We start from the raw sequence: 26,215 nt of genomic DNA, 5'->3' as shown, positions 1-26,215 counted from the left end.
GAAGTGGAGGACATTTTGAATTCTAAATTAATGCTGGTTCTGCACAGTCATATCCCCTATGTCAAACGCCAGGGCCGCTGGCCTTTTGGCGAGGTTTGGCTGTTTGAAGCCATGGCTGAAACCTATATCCCGCTTCTGCGCACGCTGGACCGGCTGCGTGATGAAGGGATAAACCTTTCTTTAACCTTCAGCTTTAGTCCCACATTGCTGGAACAGCTTGCTTCCCATTACATACAAAACGAGTTTGTAAACTACCTTAATGAGCGGGAAAAAAGGGCAGCTGAAGATGAACGTTATTACTTGTCCCGAGCCGAAAATGAAATGGCCCGGGTGGCTGCTTATTATCACCGTTTCTACCGCGATATCCGCCGGGATTTTCTGGTTGACCTTGACCGCAATATAATCGGCGCTCTGCAGCGTATGCAGAATGAGGGCACTATCGAGGTTATTACTACGGCTGCAACTCATGCCTATCTGCCGCTTCTGGATTATACCAGCCTGAAAAACCAGATATTCTGGGGAAAGAAGACATATGAACACTACTTCGGACACCCTCCCCGTGGGTTCTGGCTGCCGGAATGCGGATATTTTAAGGGTGTTGAAGACATTTTAATCGAATATGGCTTTGAATATTTTTATGTTGACAGCCATGCTATCGAAGGGGGCAGGCCGCTGGAGGTATTCAGCGGCGAAGCCAGCAACCAGGTGGAAATCGAGACCTTTGCCAATACCGGACTCAGCACCTACCGGCCTTATTGTATTGAAGGCAAGAAGATTACGGTTTTTGGCCGCAATGCCATGGTAAGCAACCAGGTATGGTCAGCTGATTACGGTTATCCGGGTGACGCTGATTATCGTGAATTCCATAAACATACCAATTCGGGTTTCAAATACTGGAAGATAACTGACCGCCAGAACACGCTGGACCGCAAACAGGTTTACCATCCTGAGCGGGCCGTATTTCGCGCTCGAGAGCACGCCTGTCATTTTGTGAACAGCCTGAAGGAAAACAGCAAAGAAGCTCAAAAACTAGGATTCACATCTCCTCTCATAGTAGGCTGCTATGATACCGAACTATTCGGGCACTGGTGGTGGGAAGGGGTTAACTGGCTGGAAGAGGTGTTCCGTGAACTGAACCGTACCCCTCAAATATCCATGGTAAGCCCGGCTCAGATGGGAGACATCCAGTATGAGGCTCAGGTGTTTGAATCATCCTGGGGTATGGGCGGCAAACACTATATGTGGAATAATGCCGAAACCACATGGATGTGGGAGATTATCAAAAAGGTCGGGTTGGAATATGAGACCTTGAAGTTGGCGTATCCCCAATCAGGACTGGCTGCACGTGCCATGATTCAATCCTTGAAGGAGTTAATGCTCATTCAGAGCAGCGACTGGCTGTTTATGGTAAGTAATAACCTTACCCGCGACTATGCCATGAAAAGATTTTTTGAACATTACACCAAACTGCTGCGGCTCAGTAACTGCCTGCAAACCAAACAGATGGATGAGGATTTTGCCCGGTGGCTGCAGAGAATAGAATACGAAGATGATTTTCTTAACATCATTAAAGCTGGAGGTATTTTATGAAAGGGCATATAGCCTTTTGCCCACATTTTCATCAACCCCATTTCCAACTTTACCGAACCCGAGAAGAAGCCTACTGTAACAGTTATCAGCCCTGGCTGCAGTTACTGCAGGAGGCTGTTAAACTGGATTCTTTTTATATAAACCTGCATTTCTCAGGACCATTCCTCTGTTGGATGCAGGATCAAAAACCGGAGTTTGTAAGCAAATTACGAGAGTTATTGAAATCCGGAAAGATAGGCCTGATAGGTGGTTTGGCGGATGAACCGTTTATTCAATTATCCAGCCGCCGTGACGACTACCTCTACCAGTTAAGCCGTTACAATGAACTGCTGCAATCTGTTACCGGGGTTAATTCCTGTGATTGGCAGGGAATTCACTTGGTGGAACGGGAGTGCGGTGAATTGCTCCTGCAGGAGATATCACGGGCTGCTCGTATTCTAAAAGCGGTGCCGCTTTACTACCTGGATCAGGAAACCTTTTATCCTGTGCATTTTGCCTATCCCGGTTCAGACAGTGATTATTGTCTGCGTCATTTTAATTTTGTTGACCCGGTATCAATTACTACTACCAGCCATATACCATCGGAAATGCTTTATTTTGCCCTGCGGGATGAAATAGGGGGGGAGAGTTTTTATTCCATTCCCATTCATAGTCAATACCGCTACCAGCTGCTTAAACGGCAGAGTTTTACCGGTGATGATCGGGTGCGTATAAAGCCGGGCCATTACTATTTCTATATAAAAGATGCCCTGGAGAAAGCGGCTGAAATGGCCAGGGTTTTTGGCCGGGAAATCGAACCCATACTTTTGATATTTGAAGATGCTGAGAAGTTTGGACAATGGAGCAAAGATCCCAACGGGGATCGGGAATGGCTGATGGAGTTCTTTAGTCTGGTGGACAGGGACCAGGAACTGAGTTTCACTGGGCTTAAGAACTACCTGTTGAACCAGGGAGTTCTGGATACCTATCCGGTGAGCAGCAGCCACAGCTACCCTGAATGGGAGAACTGGACCGCCCGGCGCGGTATTCGCGGGGTGGTATATGGTGATGAGCGGCTGCGGCGGGTTATGTGCCGGATTAAGGATCTGGAAAATAGGCAGTTGCTTTTTGAAAAGAAGTTACTGAATGATTGGCGGGAGCAAAAACTGTTAGGGTCAGGGTCAACCGGTGATTTGATTACCGGCGCTCTTTTGGATTCAGCGGCCCGTTACGAAATCATTGACGGAATTCTCAATGAAGGTTATGGCATCGATGTTGCCGATGCCTATAAACTGATAAACCGCGTGCGCCACCTCTGTTACCAGGAGGATCCCAAATGGGCCAGCCGCCATCCCAGTTACGGTTCTTCTCCTTATTATGACGCTCAAGGCCTGGCTTACCTGGAACTGGCCCTGCGTCTGCAAAACAACCTGAATCAAAGCCTGGGTTTGGATAATGAGGAACCTTTGGAAGTGAGGGACTGGGATGCGGACGGGTATCCTGAAGTTGTGCTCTCCATTCCCGCTCAAAGCCTGGTTGTGCATAGTGAAGGCGGCTGTATCAGTTACCACCATGTTCTGGCACCCGATTTATCATTAAGTGTAATGCATGAAATGCTAAATGATAACGTCAAAAGGCTCAAGGCTTACCATAACATACACCGTTGCGCGATGCCTCTGGTTTTTAGTGAAACCGACAGCAGTTTGGCGGCCAAGTATTATGAAGAAGGCGGAAGGCGGGAAATATGCCGCAACTCCTTGCGCTGCGGTATTACTGTGGGTGAGGATCTTACTCAGAGCCTGGGCGGTTTTGAAACCTCTCGTTACCATATCGAAAGGGCTGAATATCAGAACGGGGTGGCTTATATATGTTTAACTCGCAGTGAACTGCTTGAATATAAGGGCAGGCAGATGCAGATTATGATCCGCAAATTGCTGGAGATCGAAAAAAACCATTTTATAATCGAATTTCAGGCGGCATGTGACGATGCTTCTTTGCCGTTGTTCCTGGTCCCGCAGCTGGTTTGCACGGCGGCTCCATCCGATGAAAGGTACTTTAATCCCCAGGCATGTTTGGGCATCATCCCTGCAGCCGATACGGCTTGCAGATTTAAAGCCCAGTATTTGATAACTAAACAAGGCGATAATTATAACGTTATTAATGATGAATTTGTATATGAGCGACCAGAAGTTATTGACTATATATATCAGATTCGCGGTGGCGACGACAGCCTTTTTTCTAATTTACTGAGTATTAAGATGGAATCTTCGGGAGCCATGGAGTCGTTAATCGTGAGACCTGCAGTGAAAGAATACTATAAGGGCTATGTTTTCCCTGACCAGAGCCGGTTAGGTTACTACAGTTCAGGAACTATGCTGCAGCCAATGGTTCGCTTCACAGACGGAAAGGCATCATTAAAAGCCGAGATTAGCTGGGAATTTGATACCGCTAAAAACCGCAGCGAATACCGGCGAGTAATAGACTTGATTAGATAAATGGAGGTTGCAGAAGATGATTTTAAAAGAGTTTTTTGACTACTACTTTGGAGTGGTTGATCCGGAAGTATTAGAGATATACAAGGGTCTGGTTCCAGACGCCCCTGATCTGGCCGCCGCATATGCCGACCTGTTTTCCCGCAATGACGAGAAAGCTATTGCCTTTTTATTGGAATTTCATAATGCCACCGCGCGTTTGAAGGAAGAAAATCCCGGTCAGGCTATTCTGTTTAATGTCAACCATAATATTTGCTTTCCCTTCTTTGTCAATTACATTTGGCAAGCCATCAGTGATGATGACAGGGAAAAAGTCTATCAGGCTACGGAAAAGCGTGATTTGGATGCGATTATCGATCAACTGCGAGAGGACAGGAACTTGCGCAACTGGTTCCGCCGCGAAATCGGTTCGCACCTATGCCAGGAAGACCTTTTTACACTGAACGAGATCATTGCTCTGCAGAATTTTTCTTCAGGGGGAGAATCCTCGTTCCTTACATTTGTTTATCCGCGTGTGCAGAAAATGCAGGGCAGGGTCCTGGACGCAGGCTGCGGCGCAGGGTTTGCTACCCTGGTAATGAGCCAGTATCTGCAGGTATTCGCTGTGGATGCCTGTAAAGCCCGCCTGGAAAGGGCCATGGCTCTGTCAGGCATGATGAAGAAAGGGGAAAAACGTATCTTCCCCCGGGTAGTGCAATTAATTCAGGATGAACTGGGAACTATAGATGTAGAGTGCCAATTCCCCGGAGCAGACACCTTGCTGGCCGGGTCTTCGCAGGAGGTAACGTTTACCGAAGGCAGTATCGCAGGTCTGCCTTATCCTGACGGCTTTTTCAGCTGTATAAACTGCCTGGATGTTCTGGAACATACCTTTGAACCGGAAAAGATCGTGCAGGAATTCGCCCGTGTTCTGCAGCCGGGAGGCAGTGTTTTTATTACCGCTCCCACTCGTTACGGCGAAGTCGAACAACGGATTTGGGAAAGCATTGAAGGAACCCTATTCCCGGCCATGCTGCACATGCACCATTTTGACCCCCAGAGCCTGACCGAGATGTTTAATCGCAATGGTTTTGAGGAAGAGCAGATTATTCCTTTTGATTTTATGGATTGGGATAGTTTCCTGGATATTGCCGACCGTTCTCCAGCCCAGGAATTGGCTGACGAACTGCGGGCCCATCCGTTTGACAAGGTGGCCCTGCAGTTGTTTGCGGTTTATAAAAAGCGGTAGTCATTATTTAGGGGGAGCTTATGAAAAAAGCTGTTAAAATATGTCCCCACATATACCAGGTAGGCGGGTCAACGCTGTCCGCTTCCGAGGACTGCTGCGTTTATCTGATTGAGAACGAAGGGGAAGGTGTTCTGATAGATGCGGGAGCCGGTAAAGGAAGCCAGCGTATACTGGATAACATCAAGTCTTTAGGTCTTTCATTGCAAGCAGTAAAATATATTATCCTTACCCATGGTCATATTGACCATGTGGGGGGGCTCAAATATCTGCAGGAGCAAACCGGAGCCCAGGTGGTATGCCACCATCTCGAACTGCCCGCTATACAGGATGGTGAACCCAAATTGACCGCCGCCGCTCTGTACGGCATGAAATATGACGGGGTCAATGTGGATATAGTATTACACGGAGATGATGGTGTTCATTTAGGTAATTTGCAGATTTACTGTCCGCACACTCCTGGTCACACGGTGGGAGGCATATCCCCTTATATAGATATTGCAGGGCAGCGGATTCTGTTTGGCCAGGACATACATGGCCCCTTTAGTTCACAGTGGGGCTCGGATATGAAACAATGGCGGGATTCGATGCGGAAACTGCTGGCTCTCGAAGCAGATATACTGTGCGAAGGCCATTTCGGTATTTACCAGCCTGCGGCTGAAGTCAAAAGATATATAGAAGGATACCTGCGGCAATACATCCGGTAGAGGGTACAAAGAACGATTCGGATTTCATGTCAGGTTTAACAGTTATCCGTACAGAGAATAATTGATTAAGGATTATATACAGGAGGATCTTAATGCGTTTTTGGTCAAGTCTTACAACTGTATTAGTTCTGGATCAATTCAGCAAATACTGGCTCAGTTCTCATTTACCCCAGGGCAGCAGCCGTCCACTCCTGGACGGTTTTCTTTATTTGACCCTGGTACATAATCGGGGAGCTGCTTTCGGATTATTCTGGGGATGGGATAAGATTTTTTTGTTCTGTGCGGCCATAGTGATTTTAGGAATAATTATATATCAGATGAAATATCATCCCGCTGACAGACTGGCGATCTACATGGGTTTGCTGGCAGGCGGGGCTTGGGGAAACCTTATTGACCGCCTGCGTCTGGGATACGTGGTAGATTTTCTTGATCTGCGCTGGTGGCCGGTGTTTAACATAGCCGATGTGGCGATTGTATGCGGAGGTATCTTGTTGGTTTTGCATCTGTATATTAATGAAGGTAAAAAGAACAAGAGGATTGAAAATGGCGGCAAATGAAATACTGCAGGTCCGGGATGAGAATGAAGGCGAACGTCTGGATGCTTTTATAGCCGAGGAAATCGAATCCCTGTCACGCAATACCGTGCAAAACCTGTTGGCGGAAGGAAAAATTCTAGTCGACGGACAGAAACGCAAAGCCAGCTATCGCCTGCGGGAAGGCGAAACTATAAGTATTGATATACCCGAGCCTCAGCAAATAGCTTTAATACCTCGTGACATTCCGTTGAATATTCTCTACCAGGACAGTGACGTAGCGGTTATTGATAAACCCAAAGGGCTCGTAGTGCATCCTGCCCACGGCAATTGGGATTACACCCTGGTTAATGCTTTGCTTTATCATATCCATGACCTCTCCGGTATAAACGGCGAACTGCGCCCCGGCATCGTACACCGTTTAGATAAAGATACTTCCGGGGTGATGGTAGTGGCAAAAAGTGATATGGCCCACCGGCATCTGGCCGAACAGATCAAGGAACACAGCATCAACCGCGAGTACGTGGCCCTGGTGCATGGGAACATAAAGGAAGATGCCGGCAGTATAGAAGCTCCCATTGGACGCAGCCATAGCGACCGCAAAAAGATGGCAGTAGTTGCGGAAGGCCGACCGGCTATAAGCCATTATAGGGTTCTGGAACGCTTTGGTGATTTAACCTTGGTGCGGGTAAAACTTATGACCGGACGCACCCACCAGATTCGAGTCCATTTTGCTTATATTAGACACCCTGTAGCCGGGGACCCTCTATACGGACCGACCAAATCATATCCGGGTTTGGATTCACAAGCCTGCATGCTCAGCTTCTGGGCTTCATCCATCCCTCCAGCGGTGAATACATGGAATTTCAAAGCCCCCCGCCCGAGTATTTTCAAAAGCTGTTAGAAAAACTAAGGCAGGGGTCAAGTTATAGAGAATAATAAAAAGGATTTCTTAGATTTATTGCTTTTAGCGGATGAACAAGAGAATATGATTGATAAGTATTTAAGTTTTTTAGCAACCTGGCTTAGATTCTGGTGCGTCTAATTCTTTCTCCCTTGACAATGCCCTAACCATTATTTAGAATTACACCAGTACCTTTAAGTTGGCCCCGTGAGGCCGGCAAGGATGGAACAGGATGACAAGCCTGCCTGGCCTTACGAGCTTGGCAGCTTTTTTATTTTGCGCGAGTGCGGTAAGGAGGAGACGATTTGGAGTTAAGAGATAAGACCCAGATTATGGACGCCGTAGCCATGAAACGCGCACTGACACGTATTTCCCACGAGATCATTGAACGCAACAAAGGTGTAGACAACCTGGTCCTGGTAGGGATAAGACGCCGGGGAGGACCGCTGGCAGCACGATTAGCCGAACGCATCGAGGAAATTGAAGGAGTAAAGATTCCTGTGGGTATACTGGATATCACCCTTTATCGTGACGACCTGACACTGTTGGCGGCCCAGCCGCAGGTACACCGTACCGAAGTAAACTTTGATGTAAATGATAAAACTATTGTTCTGGTTGATGATGTATTATTTACCGGCAGGACGGTGCGAGCTGCCATGGACGCCTTAATCGACCTGGGGAGGCCCAAGTCGATTGAACTGGCGGTGCTGGTGGACAGAGGACACCGGGAACTGCCCATTAAGGCAGATTTTATAGGCAAAAATGTTCCCACCGCACGACAAGAGATTATTTCCGTAATGGTGGAAGAAATTGACGGTCAGGACGGAGTGACAATACAAGAAATAATAGATACTTGAGATTAAACCCTTTAATTTGGTCCGAGAGGCCAGCAAGGGAGAAGACCTCAAAACAAGCCCCGTAAGGACCTTCCTTGCTGAAAACGCAGGGGAGGTTTTTATTTATAAGTTAAGGGTCTTAATCTTACCCTGCAGTTTAAAGTCCGTGCAAGTCAGAATTGTTAGTGAAGTATGTGTCTGACATACAGCGTTTTCGGCGTTGATTCTATTACTTATAGTGAAGGAGGCAACCAGGTGAAATTTGAGCAACGCAAGGATTTACTGGGGTTAAAGGAACTTAGCCGGGAGGAGATCCTGCAAATCCTGGACACCGCAGTGCCGATGAAGGACATAATCAAACGTGATATTAAAAAAGTACCCACCCTACGGGGCAAGGCCATGGTAACGATTTTCTATGAGAACAGCACTCGCACCAGAACATCCTTTGAACTGGCTGGCAAGTATTTGAGTGCTGATACCACTAACCTGGCGGTTTCCACCAGCAGCGTACAGAAAGGAGAAAGCCTGCGGGATACCATCAAAACCATGGAGATGATGGGTTTCGATTTGATGGTTATGCGCCATTCCATGAGCGGCACTCCGCATTATGTGGCTCGTAACACTACGATGCGGGTGATTAATGCCGGTGACGGCGCCAATGAACATCCTACCCAGGCATTGCTGGATATGTATACCATGCGTGAACATAAAGGAAAACTGGACGGGCTGAAAGTGGCTATAGTAGGGGATATTCGCCACAGCCGCGTGGCCCGCTCCAATATATGGGGTCTGACCAAATTTGGTTGTGAAATCCGGGTGGTGGGACCCTCCACTTTAATACCCCCAGAAATAGAAAAGATGGGGGTTAAGGTTTACTACGACCTGGATACGGCCTTGGATGGGGTGGATGTTATCAACGTCCTGCGCATCCAGCGTGAGCGGCAGGAAGTCGGCTTTTTCCCCAGCCTGGATGAATATGCCGATTTATATATGCTGCGACCGGAACACCTGCTGCGGGCCAAGGATGATGTCCTGGTTTTACATCCCGGACCTATGAACCGCGGGATAGAGATATCCAGTGAAATTGCTGACGGAAGCCATGCCTTGATTAACGAGCAGGTTACAAATGGGGTGGCTGTGCGTATGGCTTTGTTATTCCTGATGATGGGAGGCGCCAAAGATGAAATTGCTATTTAAAGGAGCTCAGATAATTGATCCTGCTAACGGGGTAAACATGGTCGGCGATCTTTTAGTGGAAAACGGCAAAATTAAGGCTGTTGACAAAGAGATTAATCTTGATAAGGCTGAGATTATTGACCTTACCGGCAAGATATTATGCCCCGGTTTCATTGATATGCATGTTCACCTGCGGGAACCGGGTTTTGAATACAAGGAGGACATTACCACCGGGTCAAGGGCTGCAGCCGCCGGGGGCTTTACTACAATTTGCTGTATGCCGAACACCAGCCCGGTAATCGATAATGGTGCTGTAGCCAGTTTTGTGAGAGACCGAGGCAAAAGAACCGGTCTGGTCAATGTCCTGCCCATTGGCAGCATAACTAAAAAACAGGCCGGAAATGAGCTCAGCCCGGTAGCCGAAATGGTGACCGCCGGTTGTATAGCCATTTCCGATGATGGCAAACCGGTAATGCGCGGGGATATAATGCGAAATGCTCTGGAATATGCGAAGATGTTTGATCTGCCTGTATTGGCCCATTGTGAAGACTTGAACCTGAGCCGCGACGGACAGATGCACGAAGGTTATTATTCCACTATTTACGGATTGAAGGGTATTCCGGCCGCAGCCGAAGAGGTTATGGTGGCCCGGGATATTATCCTGGCCGGGCTTACCGGAGGCCGCCTGCATATCTGTCATGTATCCACAAGCGGTACTTTGGAACTGATTCGCCAGGCCAGGCAAGAGGGAATCAGGGTGACCTGTGAAGTTACTCCGCACCACTTGATACTAACCGATCAGGCAGTAGGCTCTTATGATGCCGATACCAAAGTAAATCCCCCCTTGCGTTCGCTGGAACATGTTCAGGCTCTTCGTGAGGCCTTGCAGGAAGGCTTGATTGATGCTATCGCTACCGACCATGCTCCGCACCAGTTTGAAGAAAAGGATTGTGAATATAATCTGGCTATGTCCGGTATCTCAGGACTGGAAACAGCTGTGGCTTTAATTATGGATTGCCTGGTTATTCCCGGTTACCTGGATATAGAACAGATGGTTAAAGCATTTACATGCGGACCGGCTGCAATATTGGGTTTAAAGCAAGGCCGCCTTGATATAGGCGCACCTGCTGATATAACTGTTATTGATCCCGAAATAGTAAAGAGTGTTGACCCTGCGCAGTTTAATTCGAAGGGCAAGAATACGCCGTTCAAGGGTATGAACTTGAAGGGCTGGCCTTGCCTGACCATGGTAGGAGGCAGAATTGTAGCTCGTGACGGTCAGATTATGGGATAATTATTAAAAACCATGAAGTATAAGATTGAAGATAATGCAGGAAGTTAGGCAAATAAAAAAGAAAATAATATTAGCCAGGCTATATCTCATTCAAATATATGAGCTTGGTATTTTCGATTTATGTCGGAGGAATAGTATATGCCGTTTTTAGAACAGGGACTGGTGGTGCGACACACTCAGCTCACCCGTGACATGTGGGAACTTGAATTTATAGCCCCCAGCATTGCTCCTGATTGCAGGCCCGGTCAATTCGTTCACATTAGATCAAGCCTGGATAATAGTCCTCTGCTGAGACGTCCGCTCAGTCTCTTTGATGTGGATAAAAAACTTGGCAGCATCACTTTACTTTACAAGGTAGTGGGCAAAGGCACTAATCTGCTAACTCGTATCAGGACCAAGGAATACCTGGATGCCATGGGGCCGTTAGGTCGTGGTTTTTCTCTGGCCGCGCCCAGGAAAAAAGTAATACTGGTAGGAGGGGGAGTCGGTATCGCTCCTCTGTTTTACCTGGCACGTGCGCTGGTGGACAATAATTGTAAGGTTACAGTATTGCATGGGGTGGAATGCCGCAGACAGCTGGTGGCTCTGCAAAAGCTTCGTGATATGGGGGTAGAGTTCATGCCTTCAACGATTGATGGGAGTGCGGGCTATAAAGGGTTGGTAACTGATCTGCTGGTGAAGAAAATGAACCCCCAGGAAATAGACTATATTTATGCCTGCGGACCTGAACCCATGATGGCAGCGGTATGTGAGTATGCCAAAGTATGGGGCATCCCCGGAGAGGTATCATTGGAAGAATATATGGCCTGCGGAGTGGGCGCGTGTCTGGGATGTGCTCGCAAGCTTAAGCCCAAGGATGAAAACTATATAAAAGTATGTAAAGATGGCCCGGTTTTTTCAATGTCTGCGGTAGAACTGCAGAAATAAAGGGAGGTAGAAGCTTGCATAAAGACACAGGAATGAAGGAACACCTGCCTGATTTATCGGTAAATCTGGGTGGTATTATAATGAAAAATCCGGTGGCGGTGGCTTCTGGCACCTTTGGCTACGGGCGCGAATATGAAGATTTTGTGGATATTTCTAATTTGGGGGCGGTTATAGTAAAGGGGACCACCCTGGAGCCCCGGGCGGGCAATCCCACGCCAAGAATTGTAGAAACCCCTGCCGGAATGCTCAATGCTATCGGGTTGGAGAATCCGGGCATTGATGCCTTTCTTCATGAACATCTGCCTTACCTGCGGGAAAAAAACGTGACGGTAATCGCTAATATTGCCGGCAACACAGTTGATGAATACGCTGAATTAGCAGCACGTATTGAAGGACATTCCGGTGTCGCGGGTATTGAATTAAATATTTCCTGTCCCAATGTAAAAGAAGGCGGGTTGCAGTTTGGAACCGACCCCGAACTGGTTTATCAGGTTGTTAACGCGGTAAAAAAACATAGCAGTTTACCTATTATTCCTAAATTATCGCCTAATGTTACCGATATCGTAGTTATCGCCAGGGCGGCCCGTGATGCGGGAGCAGATGCCTTGGCGATGATTAACACCTTGATGGGAATGGCGGTGGACATTGATAAACGCTGTCCAGTTCTGGGCAATGTTTTTGGAGGACTATCCGGACCCGCTATTAAACCCGTGGCTTTGCGCATGATCTATCAGGTGTATAAGGAGATTGACCTTCCCATCCTGGGCGGCGGAGGAATAATGAATACTACCGATGCACTTGAGTTCATAATGGTTGGGGCTGCAGCCGTATCGATCGGCACCGGTAATTTTGTGCATCCGAGCCTGGCCGAGAATATATCTCAGGGTCTCAGCGAATATATGGCTGAAAGGGGCATAAGAAGCCTCTCTGAATTAAGAGGAGCAGCGGTCAAATAGAATAGATCAGATAATCCAGAGTAAATATAAGGAGAGGATAAGGTGCAGGCTAAAGATAGGATAATCCTGGCCCTTGATGTTGACCACGAGGAAGAGGCTTTGCGGCTGGCTGATAAGCTGGGAGATAACATCGGCTTCTACAAGGTAGGCATGCAGCTTTTTAACAGTGCCGGACCGGGAATCGTAAGGGCTATTCAGGATCGAGGCGGTAAGGTTTTTGTGGACTTGAAATTTCATGACATACCCAATACCGTGGCTGCAGCCGGTCGGGTTGTTACCCGTTTGGGGTGTTCCATGTTTAATATACATGCGGCTGGAGGCCGTGAAATGATGAAAAATTTAGCAGCGGCGGTTCAGGAAGAAGCAGACAAACTGCACCAGCCTGTCCCCATTACCCTGGCGGTTACGGTCTTAACCAGCATAGGACAGTCGGACCTTGAAAACGATATGCTGATTAGGGGTTTGCAGATAGAAGATGTGGTGGTAAAATGGGCTTTGGTTGCTAAAGAATGCGGCATAAATGGTGTGGTGTGTTCTCCCCGAGAGATAGCTGCCATAAGAGCGGCCTGCGGCGCAGAATTTAAAATCGTGACACCGGGAATCAGACCTGCCTGGTCGGAAACCAATGATCAGAAGCGCATAACTACTCCGGGGGATGCTCTAAAGTTAGGAGCAGATTATATGGTTATAGGGCGGCCCATAACCCAGGCTAGTGACCCCTTCGTGGCTGTTCAAAAAATAATCGAAGAAATGGAGGCCTAGACAATGTTGAACGAAAAAGAAGCACGCGAAATATTTGCAGAATCAGGAGCATTAATGCAGGGTCATTTTATTCTTACCTCAGGACGTCATAGTGATCAATATATGCAGTGTGCCCAGGTATTGCAGTATCCGGAACATACTGAGAAACTGGCCCGGCACCTGGCGGATAAATTTCGTGATGATGGAGTGGAACTCGTAATAGGTCCGGCTATGGGCGGTATAATCGTAGCCTACGAGGTAGCTCGGCAGCTGGGCGTTCCATGCGTTTATACCGAGCGCTTAGAAGGTGAAATGGCCTTAAGAAGAGGTTTTATAATAGATGCATGTCAAAAGGTTTTGGTGGTGGAGGATGTCGTTACCACTGGAGGTTCCGTTAGAGAAGTGATGCACATTGTCAATACTTTTGGCGGCAAGGTGGTAGGTGTCGGGGTCCTGGTCGACAGAAGCAACGGCACAGTTGATTTCGGAGTAAAACAAGAGGCTGTTTTGACCATGGATATCCAATCATGGGAAGCCAGCCAGTGCCCGCTTTGCCGGGAAGGAAAACTTAGACCTGTAAAGCCCGGCAGCCGTGTCTAAGGGGGAAGAAGATTGCGTTTCTATTTAAATGGCCGCGAAATGCCTTTTAAAGACGGTGGTTATGAATATGTTTTTGTGAAACCCTATCAGAGACACCAGCACCAGGTAGTAAAAAAAGATCATGGTGAACTGACCCTGCAGCTCTATGATAATGGTGTGCAGATAAGAACTCTGGTAACCAGGGATGAGGCGGCCACTATTATTAATCGTGATATTGCCGTAGATTTTAAGAATTTTAAAATTTACATCCTGGAAAACGGGGATGAGGTAAAAGAAAACCCCGATGGGAGCGTTGAGATTCTGTATAACTAGGAAATAATTGCCGCAGATAGATATTTATTTACACTGATGTACACAGATTTAAAATACCACTCAGCGATCTATGCTTGAGCATAATCCTATGCATTTATGACCATGAAAAAGTATCTATGTATATCTGTGGTTAATTATTCTTTTGCTATTGGGCGTGGTTCAGGATATCCAGCAGGTTTTCATCCTGGGGATTGATTACAATGGTCCAGTAATCATCATAGATGACCATACCAGGCTTTGCCCCTGGAGGTTTGCGCACATTCGCTCTAAAGGTATAATCAACCTCCACTTTTCCAGACTGGCTGGCTTTGCTGAAATGAGCCGCGAGAACAGCAGCCTCTTCCAGGGTCTTATCAGGAAGCTGCTCAATATTAGCAATATTCTTGGGAAGCTTGATAATAACGTGTGAACCAGGAATTTGCCGGGCATGCAGCCATAGATCCTGGGGCCCGGCCAGCTTTAAACTCAACAGGTCGTTTTGACGGTTGTTTCTGCCCACCAGTATCTCCAGTCCATCGCTGGAAGTGAAGTGCCGGGGTTTGGTTTTCTCACCTTTAGATTTACGGCGTGAATGTTCCTTTAAATAGGATTCATGCTCCAGTTCTTCTATTATTTCTTCAATATGCACAGTAGATTCCGCCTGGTTTACGGCAAGCATTACCGATTCCAGGTAGTCAATTTCTTCCTGGTTTTGAGCCATTAACTGGGCTAGATGTTTTAAAGCGGCCCGGCTTTTATTGTAAATCTTAAAGTATTTCTGAGCGTTTTGTATAGGCGTATATCGGGGATCAAGCTGGATCTTGATATACTCTCCGGAATAGAAATCCGCCAGTTCAATTTCGGTATCACCTTTCTTAAACTGGTGAGCATAACTCGTAAGCAGTTCACCCCACACCCGGTACTTCTCATTAATATGGGCGGCAGCCAGATCACCCTCCTGCAGGAACCTTTTTTTATAAGCCTTGTCCAGGTAGTTTTTCAAGGTGCGATTTAAATTGGCCTTCATGGAATCAAGATGCAGGAGTTCCATTTTGCTGCCGAAAAAGGCATCGCAAGCCTCGTTAACACTCTCAAAAGAATTGACTTGATAATCCGGCGCTATGCCTAAAATATTATAGGGAGCATAATCTATAAGCTGCTGGCCTGATAATAATATTTCAGCTTTATTTTTTTCCTGGCTAAGCTGGACGAGAAGACTGGTGACTCTATCATATAAACGTATAAATTCATACTCTCCACATTGTTCTACAGGAAGCTCAGGGTCCAAACCCGCTTGCAGGCAGAGCTGCCGGGCAGAAAAGGGGCTGATGCCTGTAAACACTGCAAACAAGGCTGCGGCCAGAGCAATGTCTGGTGATTGCGACCACATCGATTGAGCAAAAATCTCCATACTGCTTTCCAGGGGATTTAACTTGTGCTGATCGGGCGGGGCTACATAGATTTTGCCTGGAAGGACTTCACGATAAGAATTTTGCTCGCTGCTGAATTTCTTTATAGCGTCAATAATGATATTGGTATCTGGGTTAATTAAAATAATATTAGAATGCCGCCCGGTAAATTCGCATATCAATCGTTTGTTCTTCCATTCACGAAAGTCATCCATGGCTTCGATGTCTATGTGACTATACGTTCGAAATCCACCTGTTTAATAGCTTTTATTTTTCCGCCCTCCAGGTATTTGCGCAAAAGCATGCAGAAAACGGGGGGATTCTTGGGATTATCTTTTTTGTAACTGCTCAAGTGCAAACGCGACCAGCGGGGATTAGCGGAAAGCAGCAGGCGGCAGCTCCCATTACGGGAACGCAGTGATAACACGATTTCATCCTTTTCGGGTTGATGTATTTTGTCAACCCGCGCATCATGAAGATCATTATTTAATTCCGCACAAAGCGCCCTTATTGTTAACCCATCAAACGGCATATATTATCCCTCTTTAATTAGTATCAGGCAAGCCCCTTGTATGCAGGCCACAATCAATTATGAAAATGAACTGAACCTGTAAATCAGGACTCTGTTCTTAATTATTGCGTTTTCGTCTTACCCCACAGCATAAAATCTATGATAATCTTGTGCAAATTTGCGGCTGTAAAGGCTGTAAAATTAAATTTGGAACAGCAAAAGTATAGCATCTATCAAGGCATAATGACAAACATTGTGAAGGGGAGGAATACTGTATCTTATGCCGAACTAAACTATAGGCAGAAGCGGAGGCATTATTTATGGAAAATGCTGTTATGACCTTTTACCAGAGTATTCTGCAGCAGGTGCTTAAAATAGAAGTTCTTAAAAAGGAACTCAGTCGGGATATTTTAATTTGTCGTGATAAGAAATCCCGCCTTAAGCTAATCAACTCTTTTTTACAGTATGATCTTAAAAAACATGAACTTTTGGAACATGCTGCCGTAGTTGCGGCAGGAAATGAGGAAATGAAAATCCTTGATGATATCCGGGAATTATATGTACACACCGGGAAAAATGAGGACACCATTACAATTATACGAGAAGAGATTACACTTGTAAGACAGTTTTTATACTTGATTGAAAATGCGTTTAAACCTCATTCCACCCTAAATTTCCTGGAAAAGAGGATGGCGCAGGAAGTAGAGAAATACGTAACTGAACAGGCTAAAATCTATAACAGCAGCAAGGTTTAATCGAGTCTGCGTTATTGTGGGCGGGGACTTGACTCATTTTAAGTATTATCCGAGACTAATACAAAAAGCGCTGCAATTTCACCGAAGAAGCGGCGTAGAATCAATAATTGATGCATTATGGGAGGTAGGGTTATGGCAGCAAAGATCAAAGTAATAGTTACCGGAGCCCTGGGGAAAATGGGCACGGAAACCCTGAAAGCGGTGTGGGCTGATGAGGGGTTGGAATTGGTAGGGGCCATTGACAGCAGGGCTCGCGGCGAAATGTTAACTGATATTATTGGTATTAAAGACACAGATATGAAGGTTGAAAACGACCTGGATTATATTATTGTGGACCGGAAACCACAAGTAATGATAGATTTTACCAATCCCCAGGCGGTTTTTAATAATACCCGCACAGCTTTGAAAAACGGAGTCAGCTGCGTGGTAGGAACCACCGGATTGAATGAAGTGGAACTGAAACAGCTTGAAAAACTTGCGGCGGAGAATAATACCGGGGTAGCCATTATACCTAACTTTGCCATCGGTGCGGTTTTAATGATGAAATTTGCACGCGAAGCGGCTAAGTTTTTTCCTGATGTGGAAATTATCGAACTGCATCATGATCAGAAAATGGACGCGCCTTCGGGTACAGCGTTGAAAACTGCGGAGATGATCAGCGAAAACCGGGGTCAGCGCCCACCCAAGAACATTCGGGAATTTGAAAAGGTAGCCGGATGCCGCGGCGGCGAGGTGGAACAGGTGCGCATTCACAGCATACGCCTCCCTGGCATGATAGCTCACCAGGAAGTTATCTTCGGTTCGCCGGGTCAGAGCTTAAAAATCCGCCATGACTCTATGGACCGCGCCGCTTTTATGCCCGGCGTGGTGATGGTGGTAAAAGAGATTATAAACCGTAAAGGACTTATTTACGGCATGGAAAATCTCATTTAAAGTACAAATATTTAAACCACTGCTTGGAGAGACACAAGGGACTAAAATAGTCGCCTTCGTGTCTCGTTTGTGTTTTTAGCCCCTTCTTTGAAAGCATTATCTGCTGAAATCTGAACATAATAACCGGGCTATACAGACAAGATTAGTCACCCCCTATGGTAATTGTACATATAATGCTATTAATTGTAGCTGCAATTAAGGGACCTGAAGGGGGAATACGGGTGAGTTCGCTGCTGTCCGGCATAAAAATTGCCGTACTGGGCGGGGATGACCGGGAATTGATACTGGTCAGTGAACTGGTAAAAATGGGAGCTACGGTTGTAGTAGCCGGATATCCCAAGCAAAAACTATGTCACGGGGCCTTTATCGGTAATAGCGTGGAAGAAGCTTGCAAGGATGCCGAAGTAGTAATATTGCCACTACCTGGAACTACGGTTGATGGCAGAATAAGGGCGGTATATTCAGAAGAAAGCCTGATCCTTACTGAAAAGGCCATCAGCTCCATAGACAAAAATGCTCTGGTAATCATTGGCTCTGCCCGGCAATATCTGAAAGATTGGGCAGAAAAGTATGGTTTTCGCTTGCTCGAAATAGTCGATATAGACGAGATTGCCATCTTGAACTCCATTCCTACTGCTGAAGGCGCTGTCCAGATAGCCATGGAAGAAACCTCTATTGCCATACATGGCAGCCGTAGTTTTGTGTTAGGATTCGGACGCGTTGCCACAACCCTGGTTCGTCTTCTAAAAGCCATGGGTTCGGATGTTACGGTAGTATCACAGAATAAAGGGGAACTTGCCAGAGCTTATGAGATGGGCTGCCACCGAGCCGGTTTTTCGGAGCTGCGCGAAATAATAAACCAGGCTGACATTGTATTCAATACCGTTCCTGCTCTGGTCCTGGATAAGGAAATATTACGCTACGCTAATCCGGATGTACTGGTTATAGATTTAGCGGCCCAACCTGGAGGAACCGATTTTGAAGCAGCTAATGCATATGGTTTAAAGGCTGTACTTGCTCCAGGTTTACCGGGGAAAGTAGCTCCAGTGTTTGCTGGCAGGATACTGGCTGAAGTATTGCCCGGATTGATAATAAACGAACTAAGCAGTATCGATGAGAATCTATATTTACCTGAAAGAGAGGTGTTATAGAAAATGCAGCCAGCGAGTACCACTCGCCTCCGGGGAGTAAAAATCGGCGTAGTATTTACCGGTTCACACTGTACAATGGGTGAGGTTTTGCCGCAAATAGAGAACTTAAAAAGTGAAGGCGCAGAAATTTACCCTATTTTTTCTTATACAGTTGAAGAAACAGATAACCGTTTCTATGCGGTTGACGATTTGAAAAAGCGGATCGCCACAATAACTGATAAACCTATAATAAGCAGTATTGTGGAGGCTGAACCGATCGGACCCCAAAAAATACTGGATGTGGTCGTGGTAGCGCCAGCCACAGGCAATACCATTGCCAAACTGGCCAACGGAATAGTAGATACCCCGGCTCTCATGGCGATAAAAGCGCAGCTGAGAAATTTGCGTCCTATTGTTATAGCTGTATCCAGTAATGATGCGTTGGGACTGAATGCCAGAAATATAGGTATGCTGCTTAATATGAAGAACATATTCTTTGTTCCTTTCCGGCAGGATAACCCGGTAGAAAAGGCTAATTCACTCGTAGCCGATATGGACCAGCTAGCCGATACCGTAGTATCTGCCTTGCAGGGGAAACAGAAACAACCGGTACTCCTGGGACCCCTATAATTAATTGGCCCGACTCTGTGCTTGTGCTAAAATAGTAGCCAGAGTTTTTAGACAAGGAGGTTCATATTATGTCGCAAGGGATAAGTTTAGCAGTAGTTGGGGCCACAGGGGCCGTGGGTCAGGAAATGTTGAAAGTCCTGCAGGAGAGGCAGTTTAAAATAAAAGAGCTCTTATGCCTGGCTGATCGCAGCGAAGCTGGGACCATTATAGAATATGGCGGGGAAAAGATTACTGTTCAGGCTGTAAGCGCAGATGCCTTTAAAAAGGCGGATTTAGCTTTATTTGCGGTGGGAACCGATATAAGCAGAGAATTAGCTCCATGGGCGGTTGAAAACCACTGCGTGGTAGTGGATAACAGCTATGCTTTTCGCCTGGAAGAAGGTGTACCTCTGGTGGTGCCCGAGGTAAATCCCGATGATATAGAAGAACATAAGGGTATTATAGCCAATCCCAATTGTTCGACAATTATTATGGTGGTAGCTTTGAATCCCATTCATCGGTCTGCAGGAATCAAACGAATAATAGTATCAACTTATCAGGCAGTATCGGGTGCAGGTATTGCAGGTTTGAAAGAACTGGAACAGCAGGTTAATGATATGGCTGCCGGCAGGGATTTTCAAGCTAAAGTTTTTCAGCATCAGATTGCTTTTAATCTCATTCCTCATATCGATAGTTTCCTGGACGAAGACTATACCCGGGAAGAAATGAAGATGGTATGGGAGACCCGTAAAATAATGCATGCCCCGCAGATAAAGATAGCTGCCACAGCAGTTAGAGTACCGGTTTACCGCAGTCATTCCGAATCGATAAATATTGAATTGGAAAAACCTTTGACTCCGGACCAAGTTCGGCAGATTCTGGCCAATGCGCCCGGCGTAGTGTTACAAGATGATCCAGGGGCCAATTTGTATCCTATGCCTTTATATTCATCCAACCGGGATGAGGTGTTTGTGGGCAGAATCAGGCGGGACATATCAATTGACAACGGCATTGCTCTTTGGGTGGCGGCTGATCAGATCAGGAAAGGCGCTGCCACTAATGCCATACAGATTGCAGAAATAGTAGTTGAAAAAGGTTTGTTCTAAGATATATGGTAAGGGGCTAGATATTAAATCATTGACATATGATTATAGAAAATAAATATTAGTCGCGGTAACATCTGATATTTCAAAACCAGCATAAACCCCCTTGATAGTCCGCGATTTCCATGTAAATTTATATATCCTAAAGGTGGGCTGAGTCTTGAGAATTGTAGTGCAGAAGTTTGGGGGAACTTCGGTCAGCACGCCGGAAATGAGATCCAAAGTATGTGACCGGGTACGTTCTACTTTGGATTCGGGTTATAAAGTGGTAGTAGTAGTATCTGCGATGGGAAGGGAAAGCGATCCTTATTCAACAGATACTTTTATAAACATGATTCGGGCGGTAAACCCTGACCCTTCTCTCCGCGAAATGGACCTGATTATGTCCTGTGGTGAAATTATAACCGCGACGCTTTTAGCCAGTCAGCTTTCAGTTCAGGGTATACCGTCCCGCTGCTTAACCGGGGAACAGGCCGGTATCGTTACTGATAGCAATTATGGCAACGCACATATCCTGTATGTAAAACCACAGAACATCTTACAGTGCCTGGAGGATGGAATTACCCCAATAGTTGCCGGGTTTCAGGGCCGGAGTGAAAGGGGCGATTTAACTACTTTGGGCAGAGGCGGCAGTGACACAACCGCCAGCGCGTTGGGAGCAGCTTTGAATGCTGAGGTAATTGATATATTTACCGATGTGGAAGGGGTAATGACGGCCGATCCCCGTATTGTGGAAAACGCGCGCTTGCTGGATTCCATTACCTATAACGAAATCTGCCAGTTAGCCCGGGACGGAGCCAAAGTCATTCACCCCCGCTCAGTGGAAATAGCCATGCAGGCGAATATTCTTGCGGGTTCGTTCTACTCTGAGCGACACCCCCGGTACCCTGGTAGGTCACAGGCTAAACGGTAAAAACTATGAGATTCGCATGATTAGTGATCGTTTAATAACTGGGATTACTTACACGTCTAACATAGTGCAGCTGAAACTCAAAAAGACCGTTGCCCTGCCAAACGATGACCTGGAATTAAGGGTTTTCAAGTCTCTGGCTAATGATGGTATCAGTGTCGATTTTATTAATGTACAAAGCGAATGGATTTCGTTTACGGTTACCGCTGATTTGGCAGAAAAAGCATTGAGTCTGTTACATGAAATCGGGGTTTATCCGGAAATAGAATATAACTGTGCGAAAGTTGCGGTAGTAGGCGCGGCTATGACAGGTATTCCAGGAGTAATGGCCCAGGTCGTGGAAGCCTTAATCACCATGGAATACCCATCCTGCAGTCAGGTGATTCCTATACCAATATTTGGTGCCTGGTTAAAAAAGAACACATGGAGCTGGCAGTAAAGGCTTTGCACGATAAGTTCCAATTAGGTGCAGAAATAGCGAGCAGATGAAGGTTTATAATATGCCGGGTGCTTAAATCTATTGGAAAACAAAACTAATAGTTACTCATTTATCAGTATTGTTTTATACTATATAAAATATTTATTAATAATTTGGCGGTGATACAGTGTCGGTTCCCAGAATGATGACAGCCATGATAACCCCTTTCACAGATGATTTGCAGGTAAACTATGCCAAAGCAGGCGAAATTGCTGAATATCTTTGCCAGAATGGCACCGAAGGACTGGTGGTTTGCGGGACTACCGGCGAATCTCCGGTATTAAGCCATGAGGAAAAACTAAAACTGTTTGCTGTAGTTCGTGACAGTGTAGGCGGGAAAATACCAGTGTGGGCTGGAACCGGTTCAAATAATACTGCGGCAGCCATTGAACTCAGCCGTGAAGCGGAAAAACTTGGTGTGGATGGTATTATGCTGGTCACACCTTATTATAATAAGCCCTCCCAGGAAGGGCTATATCAGCATTTTAAACAAATAGCGCAAAACATATCTTTGCCGGTGATGTTATATAATATCCCCGGCAGAAGCAGTATCAACCTCTTGCCGGAAACCGTAGCCAGGCTGGCTGAGGTGAAGAACATAACTGCTATTAAGGAAGCCAGCGGGAACATGGACCAGATGACCCAGTTAAAAACCTTACTGCCAGATGATTTTTCCATTTACTCTGGTGATGATTCCATGACATTGCCCATGATGGCTCTGGGAGCTGTAGGTGTAGTCAGTATAGCCTCACACCTGGTGGGAAAAGAAATGAGAAAGATGATAGACGCCTTCGTTCAGGGGAATGGCGCAGAAGCCCTAAATATCCATAAAAAACTGTTTCCCATCTTTAGGGGGTTATTTATTACGACCAACCCCGTTCCGCTAAAAGAAGCCTTGAATATGATGGGCATGCAGGTGGGTGGGTTTAGACCTCCGTTATGTCATGCCGAGGAAAAGGAACTAGTTGCTATCAAGAAGATGCTGATTGATTTTGGGTTGTTGGCATAAGAATAATGGTCAGAATCTTAGAGAGCAGACAATAGGTCTGCTCTTTTTATATTATGTGACAAAACCCCTGGTATATTTGTCTAAGTTCTTACAATTTTAAACCGTTGTATCCTGCCATCTAATGGGCTATAATAAGCGTGGCGACGTTGAGCGGATTTACAATTGAATAAAGGAGGTGTTAGCTTGTCGGAGCTTGATTCCCGCATACAGATTATTCCCCTGGGCGGCTTGGGGGAAATAGGGAAGAATATGACGGCAATCAGGTACGAGGACAACATCATTGTAATTGATGCGGGACTCATGTTTCCTGAAGAAGAACTTTTGGGTATAGATGTTGTTATCCCCGACATAACCTTTCTGGTCGAGAATAAGGAGAAAGTCAAGGCTATTTTCCTTACTCACGGGCATGAAGATCATGTCGGGGCACTTCCCTATGTGTTGAAGGAGATTAATGTGCCGGTGTACGGCAGCCGGCTTACCCTGGGCATAGTGGAAGCCAAGCTGGACGAACATGGCCTGGATAAGTCGCTGTTAAATGTGGTTCGTCCCCGCGATATTATAAGAATCGGTCCTTTCGAAGTTGAACAGATGCGGGTCAGTCATAGTATACCGGATGCTATGGGTATTGCTATTCATACACCGCTGGGTATCATTCTTCATACCGGTGATATAAAGCTAGATCAGACGCCTGTGGACGGAGAAGTAGTGGATTTTCGCAAGTTGGCTGAACTGGGCGAAAAAGGCGTTCTGGTTATGCTTGGTGATAGTACCAATGCAGACAAACCAGGTTTTACCATGTCTGAAAAGGTGGTAGGCAATACTTTTGACGATCTCTTCGGACGTTGTGAGGGTCGTATAATTGTTACCACGTTTGCGTCCAATGTGCATCGGATTCAGCAGGTGGTTACAACCGCACAGAAATATAACCGTAAAGTTGCTGTGGTAGGCCGCAGCATGGTCAATAATGTCAGGATTTCCAGCGAACTGGGGTATATGAATATACCTGAAGGACTGCTGATTGAGCAGGAAGAGATCAGCCAGTATCCTGCTGACCAGGTGGTGGTGGTAACAACCGGTTCACAGGGTGAGCCAATGTCAGCTTTAACCCGTATGGCTACGGCAGACCATCGCTGGGTAGGTATAGAACCGGGTGATACGGTAATTATTTCCGCAACCCCTATCCCCGGCAATGAAAAACTGGTTGCCAAAACCGTGGATTTACTATATCGGCAGGGTGCAGAAGTAATATATGAGAAAAGCATGGGAGTTCATGTTTCGGGACACGCTTCGCAGGAAGAACTGAAAATACTGCTTAATCTGATTCGGCCTCGCTACTTTATACCCGTGCATGGGGAATATAAACATTTGATGAAGCATGCTAAACTGGCGGAAAGCTGGGAATACCACGCTCACGGATTTTTGTGGTTGACAATGGCCAAATTATTGAAGTAGGCAGGAAAAAAGCCACCATATCAGGTAAAGTTACTGCCGGCAAGATATTGGTTGATGGACTGGGAGTGGGCGATGTAGGTAATATAGTTCTTCGAGACCGCAAGCAGCTTTCCCAGGATGGCATCATGATAGTCGTTGTTACTATTAACAAAGACGGCGGTGAAGTGGCAGCCGGGCCTGATATTGTTACCCGCGGTTTTGTTTATGTAAGAGAATCTGAACAGCTGATCGAGGATGCTAAAGAAAAAGTGCGCGAAGCCATGGATATATGCACCCGCAAGCACATTACGGAATGGGCGGTTATAAAAACCCAGATTCGTGAACGGTTGGGTAAACATCTATTTGAAAAAACCGGTCGGCGTCCCATGATATTGCCCATAATAATGGAAGTCTAGGATTATTACAAATTAACGGCATGATTCGAAAAGCCGCCTTTTTTTGAAAGGTGGCTTTTTTCACGTGTATGTTTATTTCAACAACAGGCCAATCTATTTAGTAATGAATTAACCACTTAAATCAGTGTTAATCTGTGGCTATTTTCTTATTAAATCCGCGACTGCAATGTCTATTTACCTTATTGAAAGGGGCTAAGCCTGTGAACGACATACCGGAAGTGCCTGTTCAGGATCCGGAAGAAGCACCGTCACCGGAACGAAATCCGAAACTGGAACAGATAAAAGAATTGGGACAACTGAATATACCTAATTTTAAAAGCGACTACCACTGCCTGACCATAGCCGGGCAGGTGGAAGGACACATCCTTTTGCCGCCTCAGCACAAATCAACTAAATACGAACATCTTATACCTCAGCTGCTGGCAGTGGAAGAAAACCCGGAAATAAAAGGATTGCTGGTTATCCTTAATACAGTCGGCGGGGATGTTGAAGCAGGTCTGGCACTGGCTGAAATGATTGCCAGCATGTCAAAACCTACGGTTTCAATTGTACTGGGAGGAGGACACTCCATAGGCGCCAGCATAGCTGTCGCCAGCGATTATTCTTTCATCGCTCCTTCAGCCACGATGACGATTCACCCGATAAGACTAACAGGATTAGTGATCGGGGTTCCGCAGACGTATGAATATCTCGATAAAATGCAGGATAGGGTAGTGCGATTCGTAGTTGAACATTCCAATATAACCGCCGAGAAATTCAGGGAGTTAATGTTTAAAACCGGTGACCTCGCCCGTGATATAGGTACGGTGCTGGTTGGCCCGGATGCTGTAGAATGTGGACTGATTGATGCTGTTGGAGGTTTAAAAGAGGCTCTGGCCAAACTGAACGAACTGCGCGAAAGTTCAGGAGGGATGTTACAGTGATTTACTACATGGCCGATCCGTTTGAATTGCTGCAAAATAATATATCCAGACCACAGAGAAACTATATACTTCCCTCTGGCGGAATAGTAACCGCGGAACTGCTGCCCGATAACAGAGCAAGAGTCGTTTCGGTTTTAAGCACTGATCCCATGGATTATATGGATGTAAATCTTGCTCCGGGACAAATACTTGAGTTAAAGATTTAATTATTTGATTTCAATTATGTAATGCGCAATTATAATATAATAAATCAAAAATAAATATAAAGCATGCAAGTAAAGGTTTTTAAACCAAAATAAACTGAACGGGCCAAACAATCCATATAACCTAAGATTAGAGTGATAAAG

The 26,215-nt window shown here is 46.1% G+C and carries 22 protein-coding genes and 5 pseudogenes; 25 read left to right on the top strand and 2 right to left on the bottom strand.

All coding sequences use genetic code 11. The features are described from left to right. Window positions 1-15 precede the first annotated feature (15 nt). The 15 genes and pseudogenes from JCM14374_RS06060 (at window position 16) to JCM14374_RS05995 (ending at window position 14,272) form a co-directional block, all read left to right on the top strand. Window positions 16-1,590 (top strand): 1,4-alpha-glucan branching protein domain-containing protein, encoded by a 1,575-nt coding sequence (locus tag JCM14374_RS06060; protein ID WP_054694779.1) that lies wholly within the window; start codon window positions 16-18, stop codon window positions 1,588-1,590. After that, window positions 1,587-4,064, top strand: a complete 2,478-nt coding sequence (locus JCM14374_RS06055; RefSeq protein ID WP_054694776.1) for a polysaccharide deacetylase family protein — start codon at window positions 1,587-1,589, stop codon at window positions 4,062-4,064. The genes JCM14374_RS06060 and JCM14374_RS06055 overlap by 4 nt, the downstream gene beginning before the upstream one ends. 16 nt (window positions 4,065-4,080) lie before the next feature. Beyond that, on the top strand, window positions 4,081-5,289 hold the full coding sequence (locus JCM14374_RS06050) for a class I SAM-dependent methyltransferase (protein ID WP_054694773.1): 1,209 nt from the start codon (window positions 4,081-4,083) through the stop codon (window positions 5,287-5,289). Between the two features lie 20 nt (window positions 5,290-5,309). After that, on the top strand, window positions 5,310-5,993 hold the full coding sequence (locus JCM14374_RS06045; protein ID WP_054694770.1) for an MBL fold metallo-hydrolase: 684 nt from the start codon (window positions 5,310-5,312) through the stop codon (window positions 5,991-5,993). A 92-nt stretch (window positions 5,994-6,085) separates the two neighbouring features. Beyond that, window positions 6,086-6,550 carry a signal peptidase II gene (lspA, locus tag JCM14374_RS06040; RefSeq protein ID WP_054694767.1) on the top strand — a complete coding sequence of 155 codons (465 nt, stop codon included), beginning with the start codon at window positions 6,086-6,088 and terminating at the stop codon, window positions 6,548-6,550. After that, window positions 6,537-7,465 (top strand): annotated as a pseudogene (locus JCM14374_RS06035) (RluA family pseudouridine synthase). The gene lspA and the pseudogene JCM14374_RS06035 overlap by 14 nt, the downstream one beginning before the upstream one ends. Then, a pseudogene (locus JCM14374_RS15710) lies at window positions 7,455-7,535 on the top strand (GNAT family N-acetyltransferase); the annotation flags it as partial. The pseudogenes JCM14374_RS06035 and JCM14374_RS15710, both read left to right, overlap by 11 nt. Window positions 7,536-7,735: 200 nt before the next feature. Beyond that, window positions 7,736-8,287: a bifunctional pyr operon transcriptional regulator/uracil phosphoribosyltransferase PyrR gene (pyrR, locus tag JCM14374_RS06030; protein WP_157048987.1), complete on the top strand. Its 552-nt coding sequence runs from the start codon at window positions 7,736-7,738 to the stop codon at window positions 8,285-8,287. 234 nt (window positions 8,288-8,521) lie between these two features. After that, window positions 8,522-9,463, top strand: coding sequence for an aspartate carbamoyltransferase catalytic subunit (locus tag JCM14374_RS06025; protein ID WP_054694764.1), 942 nt, complete (start codon window positions 8,522-8,524; stop codon window positions 9,461-9,463). Continuing rightward, window positions 9,447-10,736, top strand: a complete 1,290-nt coding sequence (locus JCM14374_RS06020) for a dihydroorotase (RefSeq protein ID WP_054694761.1) — start codon at window positions 9,447-9,449, stop codon at window positions 10,734-10,736. The genes JCM14374_RS06025 and JCM14374_RS06020 overlap by 17 nt, the downstream gene beginning before the upstream one ends. 138 nt (window positions 10,737-10,874) lie before the next feature. Further along, a complete protein-coding gene (locus JCM14374_RS06015) occupies window positions 10,875-11,663 on the top strand; it encodes a dihydroorotate dehydrogenase electron transfer subunit (protein ID WP_054694758.1) in 789 nt (262 codons plus the stop codon). 32 nt (window positions 11,664-11,695) lie between these two features. After that, window positions 11,696-12,619 (top strand): dihydroorotate dehydrogenase, encoded by a 924-nt coding sequence (locus tag JCM14374_RS06010; RefSeq protein ID WP_054694916.1) that lies wholly within the window; start codon window positions 11,696-11,698, stop codon window positions 12,617-12,619. 42 nt (window positions 12,620-12,661) lie between these two features. Continuing rightward, entirely contained in the window at window positions 12,662-13,381 is a 720-nt protein-coding gene (pyrF, locus tag JCM14374_RS06005; protein WP_054694756.1) for an orotidine-5'-phosphate decarboxylase, read from the top strand. Between the two features lie 3 nt (window positions 13,382-13,384). Beyond that, on the top strand, window positions 13,385-13,960 hold the full coding sequence (gene pyrE / locus JCM14374_RS06000) for an orotate phosphoribosyltransferase (protein WP_054694753.1): 576 nt from the start codon (window positions 13,385-13,387) through the stop codon (window positions 13,958-13,960). A 12-nt stretch (window positions 13,961-13,972) separates the two neighbouring features. Next, the gene (locus JCM14374_RS05995; RefSeq protein ID WP_054694751.1) at window positions 13,973-14,272 is read left to right on the top strand and encodes a hypothetical protein; all 300 of its coding nucleotides are present in this window, start codon (window positions 13,973-13,975) and stop codon (window positions 14,270-14,272) included. Between the two features lie 145 nt (window positions 14,273-14,417). Here JCM14374_RS05995 and JCM14374_RS14520 read toward each other — a convergent pair whose 3' ends face one another. After that, the gene (locus tag JCM14374_RS14520) at window positions 14,418-14,771 is read right to left on the bottom strand and encodes an NFACT RNA binding domain-containing protein (RefSeq protein WP_242848859.1); all 354 of its coding nucleotides are present in this window, start codon (window positions 14,769-14,771) and stop codon (window positions 14,418-14,420) included. A gap of 108 nt (window positions 14,772-14,879) precedes the next feature. After that, window positions 14,880-16,192, bottom strand: a pseudogene (locus JCM14374_RS05990) (Rqc2 family fibronectin-binding protein); the annotation flags it as partial. Window positions 16,193-16,491: 299 nt separating this feature from the next. Between JCM14374_RS05990 and JCM14374_RS05980 the strand changes: the two are divergent. From JCM14374_RS05980 to JCM14374_RS05935, 10 genes and pseudogenes are all read left to right on the top strand, one after another. Further along, window positions 16,492-16,926 carry a hypothetical protein gene (locus tag JCM14374_RS05980; RefSeq protein ID WP_054694740.1) on the top strand — a complete coding sequence of 145 codons (435 nt, stop codon included), beginning with the start codon at window positions 16,492-16,494 and terminating at the stop codon, window positions 16,924-16,926. 132 nt (window positions 16,927-17,058) lie between these two features. Next, window positions 17,059-17,859 (top strand): 4-hydroxy-tetrahydrodipicolinate reductase, encoded by an 801-nt coding sequence (gene dapB / locus JCM14374_RS05975; protein WP_054694737.1) that lies wholly within the window; start codon window positions 17,059-17,061, stop codon window positions 17,857-17,859. A gap of 221 nt (window positions 17,860-18,080) precedes the next feature. After that, window positions 18,081-19,010 (top strand): dipicolinate synthase subunit DpsA, encoded by a 930-nt coding sequence (dpsA, locus tag JCM14374_RS05970; RefSeq protein WP_157048985.1) that lies wholly within the window; start codon window positions 18,081-18,083, stop codon window positions 19,008-19,010. A 3-nt stretch (window positions 19,011-19,013) separates the two neighbouring features. Then, window positions 19,014-19,619, top strand: a complete 606-nt coding sequence (locus tag JCM14374_RS05965) for a dipicolinate synthase subunit B (protein ID WP_054694734.1) — start codon at window positions 19,014-19,016, stop codon at window positions 19,617-19,619. 68 nt (window positions 19,620-19,687) lie between these two features. After that, on the top strand, window positions 19,688-20,704 hold the full coding sequence (locus JCM14374_RS05960) for an aspartate-semialdehyde dehydrogenase (protein ID WP_054694731.1): 1,017 nt from the start codon (window positions 19,688-19,690) through the stop codon (window positions 20,702-20,704). A gap of 157 nt (window positions 20,705-20,861) precedes the next feature. Beyond that, window positions 20,862-22,100: pseudogene (gene dapG, locus JCM14374_RS05955) on the top strand (aspartate kinase). Window positions 22,101-22,231: 131 nt separating this feature from the next. After that, window positions 22,232-23,098 carry a 4-hydroxy-tetrahydrodipicolinate synthase gene (gene dapA, locus JCM14374_RS05950; RefSeq protein ID WP_054694909.1) on the top strand — a complete coding sequence of 289 codons (867 nt, stop codon included), beginning with the start codon at window positions 22,232-22,234 and terminating at the stop codon, window positions 23,096-23,098. 183 nt (window positions 23,099-23,281) lie between these two features. Continuing rightward, window positions 23,282-24,945 (top strand): annotated as a pseudogene (locus tag JCM14374_RS05945) (ribonuclease J). Window positions 24,946-25,145: 200 nt separating this feature from the next. Further along, on the top strand, window positions 25,146-25,868 hold the full coding sequence (locus JCM14374_RS05940; RefSeq protein WP_083453900.1) for an ATP-dependent Clp protease proteolytic subunit: 723 nt from the start codon (window positions 25,146-25,148) through the stop codon (window positions 25,866-25,868). After that, window positions 25,865-26,074: a YlzJ-like family protein gene (locus tag JCM14374_RS05935; protein WP_054694728.1), complete on the top strand. Its 210-nt coding sequence runs from the start codon at window positions 25,865-25,867 to the stop codon at window positions 26,072-26,074. The genes JCM14374_RS05940 and JCM14374_RS05935 overlap by 4 nt, the downstream gene beginning before the upstream one ends. Window positions 26,075-26,215 lie beyond the last annotated feature (141 nt).

This window comes from Syntrophomonas palmitatica JCM 14374 (genome assembly GCF_001311885.1).
Lineage (GTDB): Bacteria > Bacillota > Syntrophomonadia > Syntrophomonadales > Syntrophomonadaceae > Syntrophomonas_A > Syntrophomonas_A palmitatica.
This window is presented reverse-complemented; position numbering and strand designations above follow the sequence as displayed.

Excerpts from the sequence above, each read along its gene's own strand:
- JCM14374_RS06050 (WP_054694773.1), top strand. The coding sequence starts at position 4,081 with ATGATTTTAAAAGAGTTTTTTGACTACTACTTTGGAGTGGTTGATCCG.
- JCM14374_RS06045 (WP_054694770.1), top strand. The coding sequence starts at position 5,310 with ATGAAAAAAGCTGTTAAAATATGTCCCCACATATACCAGGTAGGCGGG.
- JCM14374_RS06020 (WP_054694761.1), top strand. The coding sequence starts at position 9,447 with ATGAAATTGCTATTTAAAGGAGCTCAGATAATTGATCCTGCTAACGGG.
- JCM14374_RS06015 (WP_054694758.1), top strand. The coding sequence starts at position 10,875 with ATGCCGTTTTTAGAACAGGGACTGGTGGTGCGACACACTCAGCTCACC.
- JCM14374_RS06055 (WP_054694776.1), top strand. The coding sequence starts at position 1,587 with ATGAAAGGGCATATAGCCTTTTGCCCACATTTTCATCAACCCCATTTC.
- JCM14374_RS05960 (WP_054694731.1), top strand. The coding sequence starts at position 19,688 with ATGTCGCAAGGGATAAGTTTAGCAGTAGTTGGGGCCACAGGGGCCGTG.
- JCM14374_RS05965 (WP_054694734.1), top strand. The coding sequence starts at position 19,014 with ATGCAGCCAGCGAGTACCACTCGCCTCCGGGGAGTAAAAATCGGCGTA.
- JCM14374_RS05980 (WP_054694740.1), top strand. The coding sequence starts at position 16,492 with ATGGAAAATGCTGTTATGACCTTTTACCAGAGTATTCTGCAGCAGGTG.
- dapA (WP_054694909.1), top strand. The coding sequence starts at position 22,232 with ATGATGACAGCCATGATAACCCCTTTCACAGATGATTTGCAGGTAAAC.
- lspA (WP_054694767.1), top strand. The coding sequence starts at position 6,086 with ATGCGTTTTTGGTCAAGTCTTACAACTGTATTAGTTCTGGATCAATTC.
- pyrE (WP_054694753.1), top strand. The coding sequence starts at position 13,385 with ATGTTGAACGAAAAAGAAGCACGCGAAATATTTGCAGAATCAGGAGCA.
- dapB (WP_054694737.1), top strand. The coding sequence starts at position 17,059 with ATGGCAGCAAAGATCAAAGTAATAGTTACCGGAGCCCTGGGGAAAATG.
- JCM14374_RS06010 (WP_054694916.1), top strand. The coding sequence starts at position 11,696 with ATGAAGGAACACCTGCCTGATTTATCGGTAAATCTGGGTGGTATTATA.